A 17,855-nucleotide genomic window follows, 5' to 3' on the forward strand; every position below is an offset into this window, starting at 1 on the left:
ATATATAATTGAACTAATAAATTGAAAAATACAGAAATGGGATGATATTGAATGAAAATTGCGAGAGGTAGAGAATTGCTTACACCGGAACAGAGACAGTCTTTTATGCAAATCCCTGAAGATGAATGGATATTGGGGACCTACTTCACTTTTTCCAATCGTGATTTAGAAATAGTTAATAAGCGAAGGAGGGAAGAAAACCGTTTAGGGTTTGCCGTTCAATTAGCTGTTCTTCGGTATCCCGGTTGGCCATACACTCATATCAAAAGCATCCCAGATTTGGTCATACAATATATATCGAAACAGATTGGTGCTAGTCCATCCTCGCTTGATCATTATCCTCAAAGGGAAAATACACTTTGGGATCATTTGAAAGAAATTCGAAGTGAATATGACTTTGTAACTTTTACCCTGAGTGAATATCGAATGACGTTTAAGTACCTTCATCAATTAGCTTTGGAAAATGGTGATACTATTCATCTACTGCATGAATGCATAGATTTTCTAAGAAAAAACAAAATTATACTGCCTGCTATCACTACACTTGAAAGAATGGTGTGGGAAGCAAGGGCGATGGCTGAAAAGAAGCTATTTAATACAGTTAGTAGATCTCTTACAAATGAGCAAAAAGAAAAACTTGAAGAGATTATTACTTCGCAGCATCCATCCGAATCCAATAAAACGATATTGGGTTGGTTAAAGGAACCACCGGGTCATCCTTCACCCGAAACTTTTCTAAAAGTAATAGAACGACTTGAATACCTACGAGAAATGGAATTAGAAACAGTGCAAATTAGCCATTTGCATCGTAATCGTCTATTACAGCTTTCTCGCTTAGGTTCAAGATACGAACCGTATGCGTTCCGTGACTTTCAAGAAAATAAACGTTATTCGATATTAGCCGTCTATTTATTACAACTTACTCAGGAGCTAACAGATAAAGCGTTTGAAATTCATGATAGGCAAATACTTAGTTTGTTATCAAAAGGCCGTAAGGCTCAAGAGGAAATCCAGAAACAAAACGGTAAAAAGCTAAATGAGAAAGTTATACACTTTACGAACATCGGACAAGCATTAATTAAAGCAAGAGAGGAAAAACTAGACGTTTTTAAGGTTTTAGAATCAGTTATTGAATGGAATACCTTTGTCTGTTCAGTAGAAGAGGCTCAGGAGCTTGCACGTCCTGCCGACTATGATTATTTGGACTTACTGCAAAAACGATTTTATTCACTTAGAAAATATACGCCAACGCTATTAAGGGTACTGGAATTTCATTCTACAAAGGCAAATGAACCACTTTTACAAGCCGTAGAGATTATTCGAGGAATGAACGAATCCGGAAAGCGAAAAGTGCCTGATGACTCACCCGTGGATTTTATTTCAAAACGATGGAAAAAGCATTTATATGAGGATGATGGTACAACAATTAATCGTCATTACTATGAAATGGCTGTTTTAACAGAACTTCGGGAGCATGTTCGTGCAGGAGATGTTTCCATTGTTGGCAGTAGACAATATAGGGATTTTGAGGAATATTTGTTTTCGGAAGATACATGGAATCAATCGAAGGGGAATACGAGATTATCAGTTAATTTATCATTCGAAGATTATATAACGGAGAGAACCAGCAGCCTTAATGAAAGGTTAAAATGGTTAGCTGCCAATTCCAACAAGTTGGATGGAGTTTCTCTTGAAAAAGGAAAACTGTCACTTGCACGCTTAGAAAAAGATGTTCCAGAAGAAGCAAAAAAGTTTAGTGCAAGCCTTTATCAGATGCTACCAAGAATAAAATTAACCGATTTACTCATGGATGTTGCTCATATAACAGGATTTCATGAGCAATTCACCCATGCTTCCAATAATCGAAAACCAGATAAAGAAGAAACAATCATTATCATGGCTGCCCTTTTAGGGATGGGAATGAATATTGGCTTGAGCAAGATGGCCGAAGCCACACCCGGACTTACATATAAGCAACTAGCTAATGTATCTCAATGGCGCATGTATGAAGATGCAATGAATAAAGCCCAAGCCATTTTAGTAAATTTTCATCATAAATTACAGTTATCCTCCTATTGGGGCGACGGTACAACATCCTCGTCAGATGGTATGAGAATGCAGCTAGGTGTTTCATCACTGCATGCAGATGCAAACCCACATTACGGGACTGGAAAAGGAGCAACTATCTACCGTTTTACTAGTGATCAATTCTCTTCTTATTACACAAAGATTATACATACAAATTCAAGGGATGCTATTCATGTTTTGGATGGATTGTTGCACCACGAGACGGATCTAAATATAGAAGAGCATTATACAGACACAGCTGGTTACACAGACCAAATATTCGGACTGACTCATTTATTAGGATTTAAATTTGCTCCTAGAATAAGAGATTTATCAGACTCGAAATTATTTACAATAGATAAAGCAAGTGAGTATCCAAAATTAGAAGCCATTTTACGTGGACAAATAAATAAAAAGGTCATTAAAGAAAATTATGAGGATGTTTTGCGATTAGCTCATTCTATAAGGGAGGGAACAGTTTCAGCCTCCCTTATAATGGGGAAACTAGGTTCCTATTCAAGACAAAACAGCTTAGCTACCGCCTTACGTGAGATGGGCCGAATAGAAAAAACGATCTTTATTTTGAATTACATTTCAGATGAATCATTAAGAAGAAAAATACAAAGAGGATTGAATAAAGGAGAAGCCATGAATGGATTAGCAAGGGCTATTTTCTTTGGAAAACAAGGTGAGCTTAGAGAACGAACCATACAGCATCAATTGCAAAGGGCCAGTGCCTTAAACATAATCATTAATGCCATCAGTATCTGGAATACCTTACATCTAACAAAAGCAGTTGAATATCAAAAACAGTCTGGTAGTTTTAATGAAGAATTATTGCACCATATATCGCCTCTAGGTTGGGAACATATTAATTTACTAGGAGAATACCATTTTAATTCCGAGAAAATAGTCTCGTTAGATTCTTTAAGACCATTGAAATTTTCTTAACGTTGTTAAAAATGGGGGAATCGTCTCGAAAATGTGCTTAGCGTTGTAAATCCGCATTTTCCTGACGGGACCCCTTATAAGCATTTTGTAAATGGATTTGTGCGTTGGCTAAAGCTAAAGAATCCACTTCTTTTAGGAATGGGAATTCATCTTTGTACTTTGCCGGTGTCGGAAACTTTTGTTCTTTAAGCTTCTCTTTGTCGTCTTTGAACTTTTCATATATTTCTTTACGTTCTGCCAGCATCTGATTGTAAACAAAACGAACGCAACCGAAGATTTTCGCAAGAAGTTGCTCTTGTTCTTTCGTTGGGTACAGACGGAACTTATATGCTTTGTTTGCCATATCGAATCACCTCACTTCACCCCTTGATTTTCTATATACTGCTTTATCACTTCAATGGGGGCGCCACCAGTTGTAAGTAAGCAAAAGCTTCTTGACCAAAAATACTCTTTCCAAAGTTTTCTTTTCACTTGTGGTAAATGCTTTTTGATAAGTCGAGAACTTGCACTTTTATAGGCATTGATGAACTTTGATAATTCACTATTCGGATGTGCTTTGAACAAAATATGCACATGGTCAATATCGTGATTCCATTCAACCAAGGAAATATTGTAATTTTCACCAAGTCGAATAAACATATCTTTTGCATAGTCAGATATGGTATCATCAATCACTTTTCTGCGATATTTTACGACCAGGACAAGATGGTAATACAACAAGAACACTGAATGATTATTATTATCTAATTTCATTGATATAACAACCTTTCATTTATATGAGACTGATTATATCACAACACAAAAAAAAAGAGACAACTTTAGGCTACGCCTACCAAAATTCATCTCCCACTTTCACTGGTGCATATGCACCTTCTCGTTTAGAAGCGGGAGACTTCTTTCGGAGATATGTTAAAAATTTTTCCCCAGAAAGGAGGCTTAAAATCGTAATCCACTCTTTTATTTACATAACCATCAAATTCTTTTAAACTATGCTTTTCTTTCGAATCCTTTTGCAATATCGATTTCCTCGTTCATTCAGCTATTCCCTGTTCAATTAAATGAACCAACCCCGCTCCGAACAATAATCAACACATTGCCATCAGCAAAATGACTCCGTATGGACTCCCCTGATTTCAACTGGATAATCAGCACTTACACCTTTTTTGTATCAATACTGTCTAGTCTTGTTTATGTTTTTTAGTAAGTATTCATGTATTTATCTGAAATTTTTCTAATAATATGTCTTTTGTGATCGGGCCGACAATTTTTTCGGTTATTTTACCTTCTTCATCTATAATGAAGCTTGTAGGAATCGTAATGATTTTATATTCCGTCGAAACCGCACCGGTATCATCAAATAATATAGGAAACTTTATTTGATATTTGTCAGCAAATTTTTTCACGTCATCCATTGATAATTCTTGATCGGTAATGTTGATGGCCAATATTTCGATATTGTTCTGTTTTGCAAATTGTTCATAGAACTCATTTAAATGAGGCATTTCTTCTTTGCAAGGGGGGCACCAACTTGTCCAAAAGTTGATGAGAACTTTTTTCCCTTTCAAATCAGACAATTTAATTGTTTCATTTTGCATTGTTTTTAGTTGAAAATCGCTTGCCTCAACATCCACCACTTGATAAGCAGTTTCAATCATGTCATATTCAAATTCATGAATGTCAACATCGTGTGGATCCTCTAAGCCTAAATTTTCATAAAGAAAATCGATAAACTCGTCTTCTGTAAAAGACTCCTCTAGGCCTTTTTCATTCTTTATAAATTTCGAATAAATCGTCCAAGTGAATGCACAGAGAATAAGCAAGAGAAAGAAAATGGATACTTTCGATTTTTCCATAACACCTTCCTTATAACGGTTGTCATTTTTACTATATGTATGCTGCTGTTTCAAAATCCAAACAGTCTTGCCAGGCACACAATTATAATCACAACCGGAACAACAAACGTCATCAATGCTCTATAAACGTGATAATACCCTTCCCCCATTTGGCTTCCTTGCAATAATTCCTTTTTTGCTAATTGTTTATCCATCACATATACAATAAATATTGCAATTAATATATTTCCTAAAGGTAAAAGCACGTTGGAAACAAGATAATCCGTGGCATCAAAAATACTTTTATTAAAAATTGACACATTGCTTAATACGTTAAAAGATAATGCAGATGGAATGGAAACTATAAAAACGATGATTCCTAAAATGACAGTTAATTTCGTGCGGCGAATATGTAATTTCTCAATTAACGCAGCAACGATAATCTCATACATGCTAAATGATGAAGTGAGCGTTGCAAATAAAAATAATATCAAAAACATCGCCAAAAATACTTCACCGAAAGCCATTTGACTAAAAGCAGCAGGTAAAACCATAAACAATAATCCCGGTCCTTCAGTTGGCTCCATTCCAAATGTAAAGACAACTGGGAAAATTGCTAGTCCAGCAAGAAATGAAACCAAAATGGTTAACACAACAACCCATGTTGCCGATTGAGGTATGCTAACTTCCTTTTTTAAATAGGAACTATAAGTTACAAGGCACGAAAATCCTACCGCCAGTGCAAAAAAGGACTGTCCAAGAGCAAACAATAACGATTCCCCAGTAATATTTGAAAAATCTGGCCATAGGAAAAATTTTACCCCTTCCACTGCTCCATCTAAAGTTAAGCCGCGTACTACTAAAATAATAAATAGAATGAATAATAACGGCATCATAACTTTATTGGCTTTTTCAATTCCGTTTTGCACTCCTAATGCAATGACTAATACATTTGCTAAAGTAAATAGTGCAAGACCTAACAACGTAATCCATGGCGTCCCTATAACATAATTAAAAAAATCTCCTGGATTGGTATTCGGCTCAATGACTCCTCCAACCAATGAAACGCCACTGTATATAAATATCCATCCACCTACAACGCTGTAAAAGGATAGCATAATAAAGCAACCGATAACTCCTAACTTCCCAATCCAAGACCAGCGAAGATTATGGGGGGCTAATAATTTATATGCTGTTACTGCTTCTTTTTGAGTGCTACGACCAATAATATATTCCGATAATAGCATTGGCAATCCTATGAGAAGGGTGAAAATAACAACGATTAAGAAAAAAGCTCCCCCTCCGCTTTGACCTGTCACATAAGGCATTTTCCAAATAGCGCCGAGTCCAATGGCTGCCCCTGCCGAAGCTAATATAAATCCAATTTTACTCGTCCATTGCCCTTTATTTTGATCCATTGTAAAAATTCCTTCCTTTATGACTTTAAACTAATAAACATGATGATTACATCATATCAATTTTTTAAAACAATATAAACTTTCTATAATATTGATCGAACAGAAATATAATGTAAGTAATCATACAATTCCTTCAAAAGGGTATTCGTAATTTACTCAAAATAAAAGAGGTTTGCACAAAACAGCAAACCCCTAATAATCTATGTTCTATTATTGTTTTTGCAATAAATATTGTGCTCTTTGATTTTCAATCCAATTTCTCATCGTTCTAAATAACATCAATACTAACACCATCAACAAAATACCTTTGATAATATTAAATGGCAAAATTCCTAGAACGATAGTTTCTTTTACATCAAATGTACCCATTCCTAAGAAATATGTGTACATTGGCAGGAAAGCAACATAGTTTAATATGCTCATGCCAATTGACATCGTAAATGTTCCAGCTATCAGTCCAAAGATTAACCCTTTTAATGAATTAGTTCTTTTATATACATAGTAAACTGGCATGATAAACAAGATCCCTGTTGCGAAGTTTGCCATATGTCCCACTGGCACCCCAGTAGGAGCACCCATAAATAGCCAATTCAAGATATTTTTAATTAATTCAACTAAAATTCCTGCAACAGGTCCCATCGTAATTGCCGCAATCAATGCAGGAACATCACTAAAATCAATCTCTAAAAATACCGGAAAATACGGTAATGGAAAATTTAAAAACATTAAAATAAATGAAATACTCGATAGCATTGCGATTGTTACAAAAGAACGCAATTTCATTTTGTTCATTAGCACTCTCTCCTCTTTGCTGATTCAACTCGCAAGAAGAAAGGCACATAGTCGACTTCGTTAAAAATTAAAATCCCTTATGCCAAACTAGCATAAGGGAGAAAACGGGTACACGAAAAGCTACACATGACAAAAAGAGAATAGGAAAATAGCGCGTTGGATTAATACAAAAATTTCCAACACAATAATTGCCACGTGTCTAGGTTACATAACGAAAAACGACCGTACCTTCATCTTCTCCCATCCAGACTATACTGTCGGCTTTGGAATCTCACCAAATCCTGCTCAAAAAGAGCTCGCGGGCTTAAGAACAACCGTTCTAATACCGCCGGTCGGGAATCTCACCCTGCCCCGAAGATGAATCATTATTTTATTATTAACTTAGTAATATTATAGGCGTATTCCGAGTATTTGTAAAGGAATTAATATGCAGTATTAAAACAATCATTCTTTATTATTATATCATCATCAGCTCCTAGTCCAAGCCCAAGCAAACGATCCTCATCTTCTCCTCTTGCCGTTAAAACAATAACAGGTATATTCGAATATTGGCGAATGGTCGATAAGAGAGAATCCATCGCCATCTGGCAACATCACATCTAAAATTGCTAGATCAGGCTTAATCCATTGAATCATTTGCTTTGCTTCTTCACAGTTTGTTGCTTGATAAATACGCTGAAACTGCAAAATGGGAGTTAATGATATTAACAATTCCTTCATTCCGGCACTCCAATCAATTTTTAAATATATAAAAATATATTATCCCGGCATTTCTAATACTTCTTCTCAATCAATTTCAAAATACCCAAATGGAAAACTTTATCTATTTTCTAATACAGTATATGGCAACTCATTCGGTCCAACTGGAATTGGCAACGGTTTTGTAAAATCGAAACCTTCCCATTCTGTTTGTACAATGTTTTTAAATTGTACCGATTTATTAAATCCAGCTGCTGTTAATAACATCGCTTCAATCATTTGCATCGCTTCCACTTGATTATACTCAAATAAATCTAAGCGATTTTTAAATGTAATTATTACTACATCATGATTGACAGATACGGAATAATCAGCATTGGGTAAAATCACTGATTTGTAAATATCATTTGTACTTACCTTTAACGCTTCCATTGCTTCTTCTACTGTTGAATAAGTTTCTCTAAAATTCGGTGCTAAAAACTCCGATCCATCATTTTGCACATATTTAAAGTAACTATGTTGCTTTGATTTTTCAGTTAATAGGGTATATTCTTCCCCAATATCTTCTAAAATTACCGGTTCGCTGTTTTCATCAACAATTTCCATTTCACTGTAATCAGAGAAGGTATCTGTTAAAGTAGCATAATAAGTTGCCGCATCTTCATCATATGGATGATTATTCGGTAATTTATGAATAACCTTTCCTTCACTTTCTGTTATTTCACCCACATATGGATGATATTCATTAAACCCTAGTAACTTTTCATTTAACTGCGGAGCATATTCATTGTATAACTCCACCTGTGTTGGATTGTCTTTCCCAAAATCTTCTACAATTTTTTCATTTGGGATTAAGATTGTTACTGGAATGCTTTCTGCTTCATCGCTTGCAAGACCAATCTTGAAAAGAGTGTTTCCTTCCAATTGTTCAGGATATACAGCAGTTTTAATATCAGCGTCCGATGTTGACATAGGTGCAAAGTTTTCCTTTTCTTCCATGTCATTTGGAAGAGCAAAAGTTTCCATTTCCTGTTGATCTCCACTGGAATCATCTTGTTCACTATTTAATATTGCTTGTTCCTCCATTGAATTGTTCGTCAAAGATGGTATGAGAACAGCTGCAAATAACGCAGCACAAGCAGCAATCAACCATGGCATCATTTTCGTTTTCTTTTTAATAATTGGTGAATTTTTCGGAGGCTCTTCATCAAATACTCCATCTCTTTTTAATCGTTCAAATACTTCTTCTTTTGAACGGACATCATGAATTTTTGGAACATTTTTTAATAGCTCTTCAATTCGATCCTCATCCCAATGTTCATGATTCATTTTGACTCGCCTCCTTGTTTCGTGATAGTAATTCTCGCAATTGTTTAATTGCTCGGTGTTGTGTTGTTTTGACTTTACCTTCTGTCCAATTTAAAATTGCTGCAGTTTCAGCAATCGATAATTCCTGAAAATAGCGCATAATTATCACCATTTGTTGATCACCTGTACATTTTTCCAGCGCCTCTAGTATTTGCCTCGTCTCATCATTTAATTCTATGAAAGATTCTGGTGATTTTGTTGGTGATACTAGTTGTTCTGTTTCCCAATCAAAGGCGGTAAAAGAATGGGCTGAGCGAACTGCATTTTTTCGAAAATAATCAATTGCTACATTTTTTGCGATAGCAAAAAGCCAAGTTTTTTCAGAACTTTTCCCTTGAAAACGTTCGTATGATTTTAAAACACGAACGTATACTTCATGAGACAAATCTTCCGCAACCGATCGATCTTTTACTAAATAGATTAAAAATTGGAATACATCTTGATGATATTGATCATACAGTCGATGGAATATGGATTCTTTCAAATCCATGCCACCTCCATCCTTATTAATTTTGTCGTTTCAAATCGTAAAATGTTTCATTTGGAGAACTACTTTACTTTTAAATGTTCTCCAACATTTATATAAAAAAAGAATTCGCTTCTACTCCAGGTAAAAGAGTACCATACTTATGCAGAATGGCAAGTCCTATCTTTCCAAATTTCTGCAACTCATTTACCTAGAATATCCACGAATTCTGATCCATAAACTATTTTAGTTTAAAGGCAAATAGAAAGTAAAAGTTGTTCCTTCTCCAACTTCACTATCAACTCGTATATTACCATTATGGGCTTCAACGATATTTTTAGCGATAGCTAGTCCTAAGCCAGTGCCAACTTTCCTCGTGCGTGTTCTCGCCTTATCCGCCTTATAAAAACGTTCAAACACAAATGGTAAATCTTCTTTCGGAATTCCTTCTCCTGTATCAGATACTTGCACTTTCAAATAAGATAATTCTTGTTCCAATGACACCGTTACACTGCCGTCTTCTGGTGTATGACGTATCGCATTATCAATTAAATTTGTTAACACTTGTTCAATTCGGTCTTCATCGATATTTATCAATACATCATCTGACATTTCCGTATGGAACATTAATTGAATATGATTTTCTTTCGCCACTTGACTAAACTTTTGCGTAATTCGTTCAAAGACAGAATTGATTGGTACAGACTCTTTTACAAGCGTCGTATGTCCAGATTCCATTCGAGCTAAATCCAATAAATCCGCTACTAGGCGACCCATTCGTTGAGACTCATCATAAATAATTTTAATCATCTCATTCTTGTCTTCCTCTGTCTCAACAACACCATCAATAATTGCTTCTGAATATCCTTGCAACATGGCAATTGGCGTTCTTAATTCATGAGAAACATTAGCAATAAAGTCTGAACGTAATTTATCCAATTTAATTTGTTCAGTCATATCACGTATGACTGCAATCGCGCCACGGATTGCTTGTCCACTGCTTTTTAATGGACTGATGGTGATGCGGTAGTACGAACCGTCTATTTCCAAATCTTCTTCCAACTTATCTTCAAAAGTTAGAACATGATCTAACATGGCATAAATTTCTTCTGGTAAGAATAATTCTTTATCGACCCCATTTCGAATAAACCAACGTTGTAATAATCGATCAGCTGGAGGATTGCTCAGCAATATCGTTTTATCACGATTAAACGTAATTACCGCATCTGTCATTGAAGTGAGAATGTTAGACAACTGTTCTTTTTCTTGATTAATTACTTCGAGATGATGTTTTAACTGACGCCCCATTTGATTGAAAGCTACAGCTAATTGACCAATTTCATCGCTTTGATTTGTTGGCAATTGCTCATCAAACTTACCTTTTGCAATATCAAATGCATAGGCACGCATTTTTCGGAGAGGTAACGTAATTTTGGAAGATAAGAAAAAGGCAAAAAATGTTGTTAATACAAAGGCGATAAATGCTGAGAGAAAGACAATTTTCGTCGTTTGATTCGTCGTTTCGTGAAGAGCAGAAGGGTTTTGATAAATAAATAGAACTCCTTGCACTTCATGCTCAATCGATAATGGATAGCCTAAAACAAAATAGGATTCCATTTTATCTTCATCCGCTTGAGAAGATAAAATCATTTGTCTTATAAGCGGTTCATTCGTATCAAAGACTCGTTGAAATTCCTTAGAATTTAACAAAGCATTTCGAATTTTTTCTTGATTTATTCCAGTTTGATAACTGGATATAACAGTCTGATTATTTAGTGCAATAAATCCATTTGTATCTCCATTTAATAAGTCTTCCAACAACTCATCGGTGATTTGATCGATATCTGTATGGGCAACAATGTTCGAGATGGTCGTTGCTGTTTGCTTAAGCGAACTTTCCGCTTGTTTCATATGGAAATCATCTAAGAATTCAAGCATGGCAACTGTGAAAATAAATAACACAAACGAAACGAGAAGCAATATGGTTGCCCATAGCTTCCCGACAATACTATTCCATATTCTAGTCATTGATTACCTCGAATTTGTAACCAACGCCCCAAACGGTTACAATCATTTTAGCTGCTTTGTCTGATACGCGGTTTAACTTTTCACGTAAGCGCTTTATATGCGTATCGACTGTGCGCAAATCACCAAAGAAATCATAGTGCCATACTTCTTTTAACAATTGTTCGCGATCAAATACCTTATCTGGTGATTTAGCTAAGAAGTAAAGTAGCTCATATTCTTTCGGTGTTAAGTTTACTTCTTGTCCATCACATGTTACTCGGTGTGCATCATTATCGATAGTTAAATGAGGGAACACAACGATATCTCGAGATGTAGTAGTACTAGAAACTTGATTTAATGCACTTGAGCGGCGTAAAATCGCTTTCACTCGCAACACCACTTCTCGTGGACTAAATGGTTTTACGATATAGTCGTCCGCACCTAATTCAAAACCTTGCACACGGTTTGCTTCTTCGCCTTTTGCTGTCAGTAAAATAATGGGAGTAGATTTCTTCTCTCTCAACTCTTCACAAACTTGTAATCCGTCTTTCTCCGGCATCATGATATCTAAAATGACGCAATGATAATCATTATCTAGTGCCTTTTTTAACGCTACTGCACCGTTCTCAGCTTCATCTACCTCGTAACCTTCCCGTTCTAAGTACATCTTTAGCAGGCGACGAATGCGATCTTCATCATCTACAACTAAAATGGACACTTTTTCAGACACGATGTCTAACCCCTCTCTTTGCAATCTCTACCTATATTCATTGTACAATTTTATGAATAAAAATTAAAGACTATTAAGAAAGCTCTCCATAGTTTTGAGGAGAGCTTTCTTATTTTATTAATATTTATACGTTTATTATAGTATATAGATATTATGCATATGAATGGAGTCCTGCAATCACTAAGTTTACAAAGACGAGGTTAAAGATGATGATTGCAAATCCGATTAATGCGAGCCAAGCAGACTTTCTTCCTTCCCATCCTTTAGATAAACGTAAATGAAGATAAGCTGCATAGAATAACCAAGTGATGAGAGCCCACACTTCTTTAGGATCCCAGCCCCAGTAACGGCCCCAAGCTTCTTGTGCCCAAATCATAGCAAAGACGAGAGCACCTAATGTGAAGACAGGGAATCCGATTAATACAGAACGATATCCAATTTCGTCAACTAACTGGGAGTTTACTTTTTTCACTAAAGGATGAAGCAACTCACAAATCGGTCTTCGCACAATGAGGCGATATAACAAGTATAAAATCGTTCCAACCAAGAATGACCATACAACAGTCGTTAATTTCTTCGCATTAATAATCGCAGGCATTTCGACTAACGGCTTCATAACGCCTTCCGTTTTTAATTCAGATTCATTCATTCCGAATAATGCCGGCATATTATAAACGATTTCAGATTCCATACCATTATTATTAACATACGTAAATTGTGCTTCATATCCCATGCCGCGGAATGTAATCGTTACAAGTACAAAGCCGATTACAACAACGCAGAAATATAAAATGGCTTCAAGCCAAAAACGTTCCCTTGAGCTTGTTTTTGGATCTACTTCCTTTAGTAAATAAACAAGACCAGCCACTGCGCTAATAGCAAGAATCGACTGTCCAATTGCCGCTGTTATAACGTGAATAGTTAGCCAATTACTTTGTAGCGATGGCACAAGTGGCGTTACTTCCGTTGGGAACATTGTTGCATAGGAAATAAATAATACTGCTAACGGTAATGCCACTAAACCAAGAACCGTAACACGATACATAAAGTAGATTAATATAAATGCTCCAACGAGGAACATTCCAAAGGCTGTAGTAAATTCAAACATGTTACTTACAGGAGCATGTCCCGCATAAATCCAACGGGTAATAAAATAGCCTAGCTGGGAAATAAAACCAATAATTGCAATCACAATTCCTATTTTTCCCCATTTTTCGGCTCTACTGGCAGCACCATCATTTCTTTTAATGGAACCCGCTATGAAAACCGTACCTATAATATATGCAAAGAATGCTGTAAAAAGTAAATTACCACTAATATCAATTAAACTCATTCGGCACCGTCACCTTCCTTATCCTTCTCATCTTTTTCTTCTAGTTGGTCAATATATTGTGGTAAATGCGCATATTCTGTCACAACATCTAAATCTTTTTTCATGCTAAACCAGTTTTTGTTTGTATGGGCAGCAAGCATAATTTTGCCATCTTCTAATTGTTGTACCCACAGGCGACGATGATTCCAATAAGAACCAATTGCTAATCCTAATAAGAAAATAACTCCACCAATAATCAAGATAGGAATCGTTACATCTTTTCGAATTGTTAATCCTGATACATTTCTTGTTTCTACACCTTTAAAGGTCATTTTATATTCATTTTCCCCCGCTTCAATAGGAGAAGCACCAATTGAAACGAAACTAACTTCCCCTTCTGGCTTATCCGGTGTCATCATTTTAAACACAAAAGCAGGGTTATTTGGATATTGGGATTTAGTTTGAGGAACACCATCTTTTAGTCCAGAAAAGTCTGGGTAGTAGTCCAAGATTTGAACTTTTGTATTTTCACCTAAATCATATTCTTTTTCTGGATTTGTCAAATCGATTTTCATCGATCCAAGAGACTCACCAGATTGTTTATGGGTTAATTCGAACGTCATTGATTTTAATTCATTTAATCGATAATCCATTTGATAAATAGCATAACCATCATATTTTAATGGGTGGTTAACACGAATGGAATACTCTTTAACGAGTTCCATATTTTCCGTATCCCCTAACACTGCACCTTCAGCCTGTTTATATAACTTTACATCCGTCTGATAGTTTTTCGCAATGGCAGCAACACCTTGTTCAATTTGTGCTCTCGTTGGATCGTTGTCATAAGTTTCTAAAATAAATTGTTTATTTTCTAGGAAATATCCATCCATTCCAGGAATTGCACGAACTTCTCCTTCGCGAATCCACATCGATTCATCTACGTGGAATCCCGGTAGGAATCGTAACATTACTCCTAGCAAGAAAATAATGAGCCCAAGGTGATTTATGTATGGACCAGAGCGGGCAAAGCGATTTTTTTCTGCCAATAAAGCGTTTCCATCTCGACGAACTTTATAACGTAAACTTTTCATTTTTTCTTCAATTAAATCAAGGGTTTTCGAAGAATCGCCTTCTGTTACTGGCCCATGAGCAACAATTCGCTGCCTTTTCATAAAGCTTTCATGGCGCTTTACACGTTGATTTTTTAACGATTTATATAGAGGAAGACCTCTGTCAAGACTTGCTACGATAATGGAGATTCCTAATAGCCCTACTAGAATCTGATACCACCACGAACTATACAAATCAGATAAACCTAAATTGTAATATAGTTCACCAAAAACGCCATAGTTTTGTTTATAATAAAGCGCTTTCTCTTCTTGTGTAGCCACTTGAACGTAAAATTCTTGAGGAAAAATCGTACCAAGAGCTGATGCAACAAGCGTAATAATAATTAACGAAACGCCCACTTTAACACTCGAAAAGAAATTCCAGATTTTATCAATAATGGATTTGTTGTAGGTTTTAGAACGAATGGCTGTACCATCGTATCGCATATCAAGAACTTTTTGAGCTTTCGCTTCTTCAGATAATGGTCTACCACATTTTTCACAAATTTTTGTACCAAATGGGTTTTCATGACCACAAACACATGAGATTTTTTCCATAATTTTAAATACTCCTATTCTGGCTTAATTGACTCCATAAGAGATTGAATTTGTACTTCTGACAATTCACCAGGAGGAACTTTTTTCACTTTTCCTTCCGGAGTAATTAAATAAGTTGCAGGTAATTTCCCGACATTATAAGCTTGCATCACGCTTTTTGTTTTATCAATGACTACTGGAAAAGTAAGATTATACTGCTTAACAAAATTTTCTACTTCTAAATTGGACTGAGCTATATTGACTGCTAAAATGTGTACACCTTGATCCTTAAATTGTTGATATTGTCGTTCCATCGCAGGCATTTCTCTTTTACACGGTTCACACCATGTTCCCCAGAAATTTAAAAATACCCCTTGACCTCTGTAATCGGATAGACGATGTGTGTTCCCTTCTAAATCGACTAATTCGAAATCAGGAGCTGTATCTCCATCAGCTAAAACCTCTACTGTATCTTTTGTCGCGGTATTGTATATTGTATAAATAATTGCACAAGCCAATACTCCAAGTATGATTCCTCTAATAATCAAACGTTTCTTTTTCTTTTCCATTCAGCAACCTCCTTGAAGAGAACATTCCAATCTCTTTCATTATAGCAAATATTTAAAGGCCAAATGTGAAATGTTTATGAAGGTTATCACTATGAACATAGTATCAACCGATTTTCCCTGTTTCTGCCAACACGCGCAACTGCTTCACTTCATGGGCAGTAAGTTCCCGAAATTCTCCTGCATTTAATCCTTTTAAGTCAAGAAAAGCAAATCTTTCACGTTTTAATTTGACAACAGGCGTTCCAATTGCGTCAAACATGCGTCGTACTTGTCTATTTCTCCCTTCATGAATGGTAATTTCACAAATTGCTTTATTTGCTTTTCGATCAACTTTTTTGATGTTCACCTTTGCAGGAGCAGTCATACCGTCCTCAAGCATAATACCTCTCCGCAATTTTTTGATATCTTCAAAACTCGGAATCCCTTTTAACCTTGCAATATATGTCTTTTCAATTTTGTATTTCGGATGGGTCATTAAGTTAGCAAATTCGCCATCATTTGTTAGTAATATTAAGCCCGATGTATCAAAATCTAGTCGACCTACAGGGAAAATTCGCTCTTCCACGTGATCGTGAAAAAAGTCTAATACTGTTTTTCGTCCTCTGTCATCGGATACCGTTGATACGACACCTCTTGGCTTATAGAATAAGTAGTAAACTTTTTCTTCTCTTTCTACTTTTATACCATTCACTTCTACAACATCGCTTCTTGAAACCTTTGTCCCGAGTTTTGTAACGACCTCACCGTTCACTTTCACTTTTCCTTCTAATATCAATTGCTCCGCTTTTCTTCTGGAAGCAATACCTGCTTGAGCAATTACTTTCTGAAGCCTTTCCATTTGATGACTCACCTCTAAATACATATAACTTTAATTCATTAGCTTCTTTACTGATGAAAATTATGTCATATTTTGTCTCAATATTAAAGAAAAACAACTCAGTTTATACAAGTGAAAAGCTGCCCGAAAAATAAGAGCGTTTCGGACAGCTTTTATATGTTATTATTTTAACTTTACCTTTGTTGAATAAATACTTTCATTATTTAAAAACACATGCCAAATGCCGAATTTAACATCTTGATTTCGTGATAGGTGCAACACGTTTTGCAATTGATCTTCTTCTTCTTCCGAGATCAGTAATTTAATTGGTTCCTTCAGCTGAACTGTAATATTATCATTCGCTTTATACTTTCCTTTTTTTACAATCGTTTTCATATCATACTCTTCAAACACCTGATTTGCAAGTTGTTTATGTACTTGCCAATCGTTGGCTTCGTTTAATGTTACGACGATAATGCGTTCATTCTCCTTTTCAAAATACGTTGCAAGAGTTCTTCCGGCTACTTTTGTGTATCCAGTTTTTCCTGCTACAGCGCCAACATTCTCTCGGAGTAAGCGATGTTTATTTAACCACGTCGTTCCATTTTTCGTATTACTTTTATATTGAATCGTTGATGCAATTTTTAAAAAATCTTCATTTTCTAAAGCAATTCTTAACATTTGGGCAGTATCATAGGCACTGGATAAATGCAAATCATGATGCAAGCCTGAAGGATTAGTAAAATATGTTTGATTTAAGCGATAATATAGTGCTTTTTCATTCATTAAATCGACAAATCCTTCAACAGATCCGCCTGCATGTTCCGCTAAAGCGTACGCTGCATCGTTCCCCGATCGAAGCATAAGACCATACAACAATGTTTCTACAGTGACCACTTCGCCTGGTTCTAAATAAATTGATGACCCTTCACTCATTGTAGCCTCTCGAGAAATAACAACTTCATCATCTAAATTGCTATTTTCAAGAGCAATAAGTGCAGTCCAAATTTTTGTAAGGCTTGCTATGGGCATTCTTGCATGCTCATTATTTCCAATCAATGTTCTTCCAGTATCTGCATCAATGACAACATAAGATGCTTTTACAACATGATGGAGCGAGAAATAAAACATCAATGAAAAAGCGAAAGTAATGATAAATTTAGCTAATTTCACTTAGC

Annotated in this window: 14 protein-coding genes, 2 pseudogenes and 1 riboswitch; of the genes and pseudogenes, 1 reads left to right on the top strand and 15 read right to left on the bottom strand. The window is 35.7% G+C overall.

All coding sequences use genetic code 11. The features are described 5' to 3' along the window. Window positions 1–51 precede the first annotated feature (51 nt). On the top strand, window positions 52–3,018 hold the full coding sequence (locus NSU17_RS02105) for a Tn3 family transposase (protein ID WP_017474138.1): 2,967 nt from the start codon (window positions 52–54) through the stop codon (window positions 3,016–3,018). A 40-nt stretch (window positions 3,019–3,058) separates the two neighbouring features. Here NSU17_RS02105 and NSU17_RS02110 read toward each other — a convergent pair. From NSU17_RS02110 to NSU17_RS02180, 15 genes and pseudogenes are all read right to left on the bottom strand, one after another. After that, window positions 3,059–3,361 (bottom strand): annotated as a pseudogene (locus tag NSU17_RS02110) (helix-turn-helix domain-containing protein); the annotation flags it as partial. A gap of 11 nt (window positions 3,362–3,372) precedes the next feature. Continuing rightward, window positions 3,373–3,771: an IS200/IS605 family transposase gene (gene tnpA, locus NSU17_RS02115; RefSeq protein WP_340704159.1), complete on the bottom strand. Its 399-nt coding sequence runs from the start codon at window positions 3,769–3,771 to the stop codon at window positions 3,373–3,375. A gap of 455 nt (window positions 3,772–4,226) precedes the next feature. Further along, window positions 4,227–4,871, bottom strand: a complete 645-nt coding sequence (locus tag NSU17_RS02120) for a TlpA disulfide reductase family protein (protein ID WP_340704160.1) — start codon at window positions 4,869–4,871, stop codon at window positions 4,227–4,229. A 50-nt stretch (window positions 4,872–4,921) separates the two neighbouring features. Continuing rightward, window positions 4,922–6,268 (bottom strand): sodium-dependent transporter, encoded by a 1,347-nt coding sequence (locus tag NSU17_RS02125; protein ID WP_340704161.1) that lies wholly within the window; start codon window positions 6,266–6,268, stop codon window positions 4,922–4,924. A gap of 210 nt (window positions 6,269–6,478) precedes the next feature. Further along, a complete protein-coding gene (locus tag NSU17_RS02130; RefSeq protein ID WP_016836928.1) occupies window positions 6,479–7,060 on the bottom strand; it encodes an ECF transporter S component in 582 nt (193 codons plus the stop codon). Window positions 7,061–7,288: 228 nt separating this feature from the next. Next, a riboswitch (FMN riboswitch) is annotated at window positions 7,289–7,423 on the bottom strand. Window positions 7,424–7,524: 101 nt separating this feature from the next. Continuing rightward, a pseudogene (locus NSU17_RS15890) lies at window positions 7,525–7,675 on the bottom strand (response regulator); the annotation flags it as partial. A gap of 204 nt (window positions 7,676–7,879) precedes the next feature. Further along, window positions 7,880–9,088, bottom strand: coding sequence for a hypothetical protein (locus tag NSU17_RS02140; protein WP_340704162.1), 1,209 nt, complete (start codon window positions 9,086–9,088; stop codon window positions 7,880–7,882). Further along, entirely contained in the window at window positions 9,078–9,611 is a 534-nt protein-coding gene (locus NSU17_RS02145) for an RNA polymerase sigma factor SigX (protein WP_026018951.1), read from the bottom strand. The genes NSU17_RS02140 and NSU17_RS02145 overlap by 11 nt, the downstream gene beginning before the upstream one ends. 228 nt (window positions 9,612–9,839) lie before the next feature. Continuing rightward, window positions 9,840–11,621: an ATP-binding protein gene (locus NSU17_RS02150; protein ID WP_340704163.1), complete on the bottom strand. Its 1,782-nt coding sequence runs from the start codon at window positions 11,619–11,621 to the stop codon at window positions 9,840–9,842. After that, window positions 11,614–12,330, bottom strand: a complete 717-nt coding sequence (locus tag NSU17_RS02155; RefSeq protein WP_340433638.1) for a response regulator transcription factor — start codon at window positions 12,328–12,330, stop codon at window positions 11,614–11,616. Before NSU17_RS02155 ends, NSU17_RS02150 begins: the two co-directional genes overlap by 8 nt. A gap of 151 nt (window positions 12,331–12,481) precedes the next feature. Next, on the bottom strand, window positions 12,482–13,663 hold the full coding sequence (gene ccsB / locus NSU17_RS02160; RefSeq protein ID WP_340704164.1) for a c-type cytochrome biogenesis protein CcsB: 1,182 nt from the start codon (window positions 13,661–13,663) through the stop codon (window positions 12,482–12,484). Further along, entirely contained in the window at window positions 13,660–15,312 is a 1,653-nt protein-coding gene (resB, locus tag NSU17_RS02165; protein WP_340704165.1) for a cytochrome c biogenesis protein ResB, read from the bottom strand. The genes ccsB and resB overlap by 4 nt, the downstream gene beginning before the upstream one ends. Window positions 15,313–15,326: 14 nt before the next feature. After that, on the bottom strand, window positions 15,327–15,860 hold the full coding sequence (gene resA, locus NSU17_RS02170) for a thiol-disulfide oxidoreductase ResA (protein ID WP_340704166.1): 534 nt from the start codon (window positions 15,858–15,860) through the stop codon (window positions 15,327–15,329). A gap of 103 nt (window positions 15,861–15,963) precedes the next feature. Then, window positions 15,964–16,698 carry a pseudouridine synthase gene (locus NSU17_RS02175; protein ID WP_340433630.1) on the bottom strand — a complete coding sequence of 245 codons (735 nt, stop codon included), beginning with the start codon at window positions 16,696–16,698 and terminating at the stop codon, window positions 15,964–15,966. A gap of 162 nt (window positions 16,699–16,860) precedes the next feature. After that, complete coding sequence (locus NSU17_RS02180) at window positions 16,861–17,850, bottom strand: D-alanyl-D-alanine carboxypeptidase family protein (protein WP_340704167.1); 990 nt, start codon at window positions 17,848–17,850, stop codon at window positions 16,861–16,863. Window positions 17,851–17,855: the final 5 nt, after the last annotated feature.

It is taken from the genome of Ureibacillus sp. FSL K6-2830 (genome assembly GCF_038004145.1).
In the GTDB taxonomy this organism is placed as follows: Bacteria; Bacillota; Bacilli; order Bacillales_A; family Planococcaceae; genus Ureibacillus; species Ureibacillus thermosphaericus.

Bases quoted from the DNA above. Each gene is read 5' to 3' on its own strand.
- NSU17_RS02140 (WP_340704162.1), bottom strand. From the start codon at position 9,088: ATGAATCATGAACATTGGGATGAGGATCGAATTGAAGAGCTATTAAAA.
- ccsB (WP_340704164.1), bottom strand. From the start codon at position 13,663: ATGAGTTTAATTGATATTAGTGGTAATTTACTTTTTACAGCATTCTTT.
- NSU17_RS02105 (WP_017474138.1), top strand. From the start codon at position 52: ATGAAAATTGCGAGAGGTAGAGAATTGCTTACACCGGAACAGAGACAG.
- resB (WP_340704165.1), bottom strand. From the start codon at position 15,312: ATGGAAAAAATCTCATGTGTTTGTGGTCATGAAAACCCATTTGGTACA.
- NSU17_RS02150 (WP_340704163.1), bottom strand. From the start codon at position 11,621: ATGACTAGAATATGGAATAGTATTGTCGGGAAGCTATGGGCAACCATA.
- NSU17_RS02175 (WP_340433630.1), bottom strand. From the start codon at position 16,698: ATGGAAAGGCTTCAGAAAGTAATTGCTCAAGCAGGTATTGCTTCCAGA.
- resA (WP_340704166.1), bottom strand. From the start codon at position 15,860: ATGGAAAAGAAAAAGAAACGTTTGATTATTAGAGGAATCATACTTGGA.
- tnpA (WP_340704159.1), bottom strand. From the start codon at position 3,771: ATGAAATTAGATAATAATAATCATTCAGTGTTCTTGTTGTATTACCAT.
- NSU17_RS02125 (WP_340704161.1), bottom strand. From the start codon at position 6,268: ATGGATCAAAATAAAGGGCAATGGACGAGTAAAATTGGATTTATATTA.
- NSU17_RS02130 (WP_016836928.1), bottom strand. From the start codon at position 7,060: ATGAACAAAATGAAATTGCGTTCTTTTGTAACAATCGCAATGCTATCG.
- NSU17_RS02120 (WP_340704160.1), bottom strand. From the start codon at position 4,871: ATGGAAAAATCGAAAGTATCCATTTTCTTTCTCTTGCTTATTCTCTGT.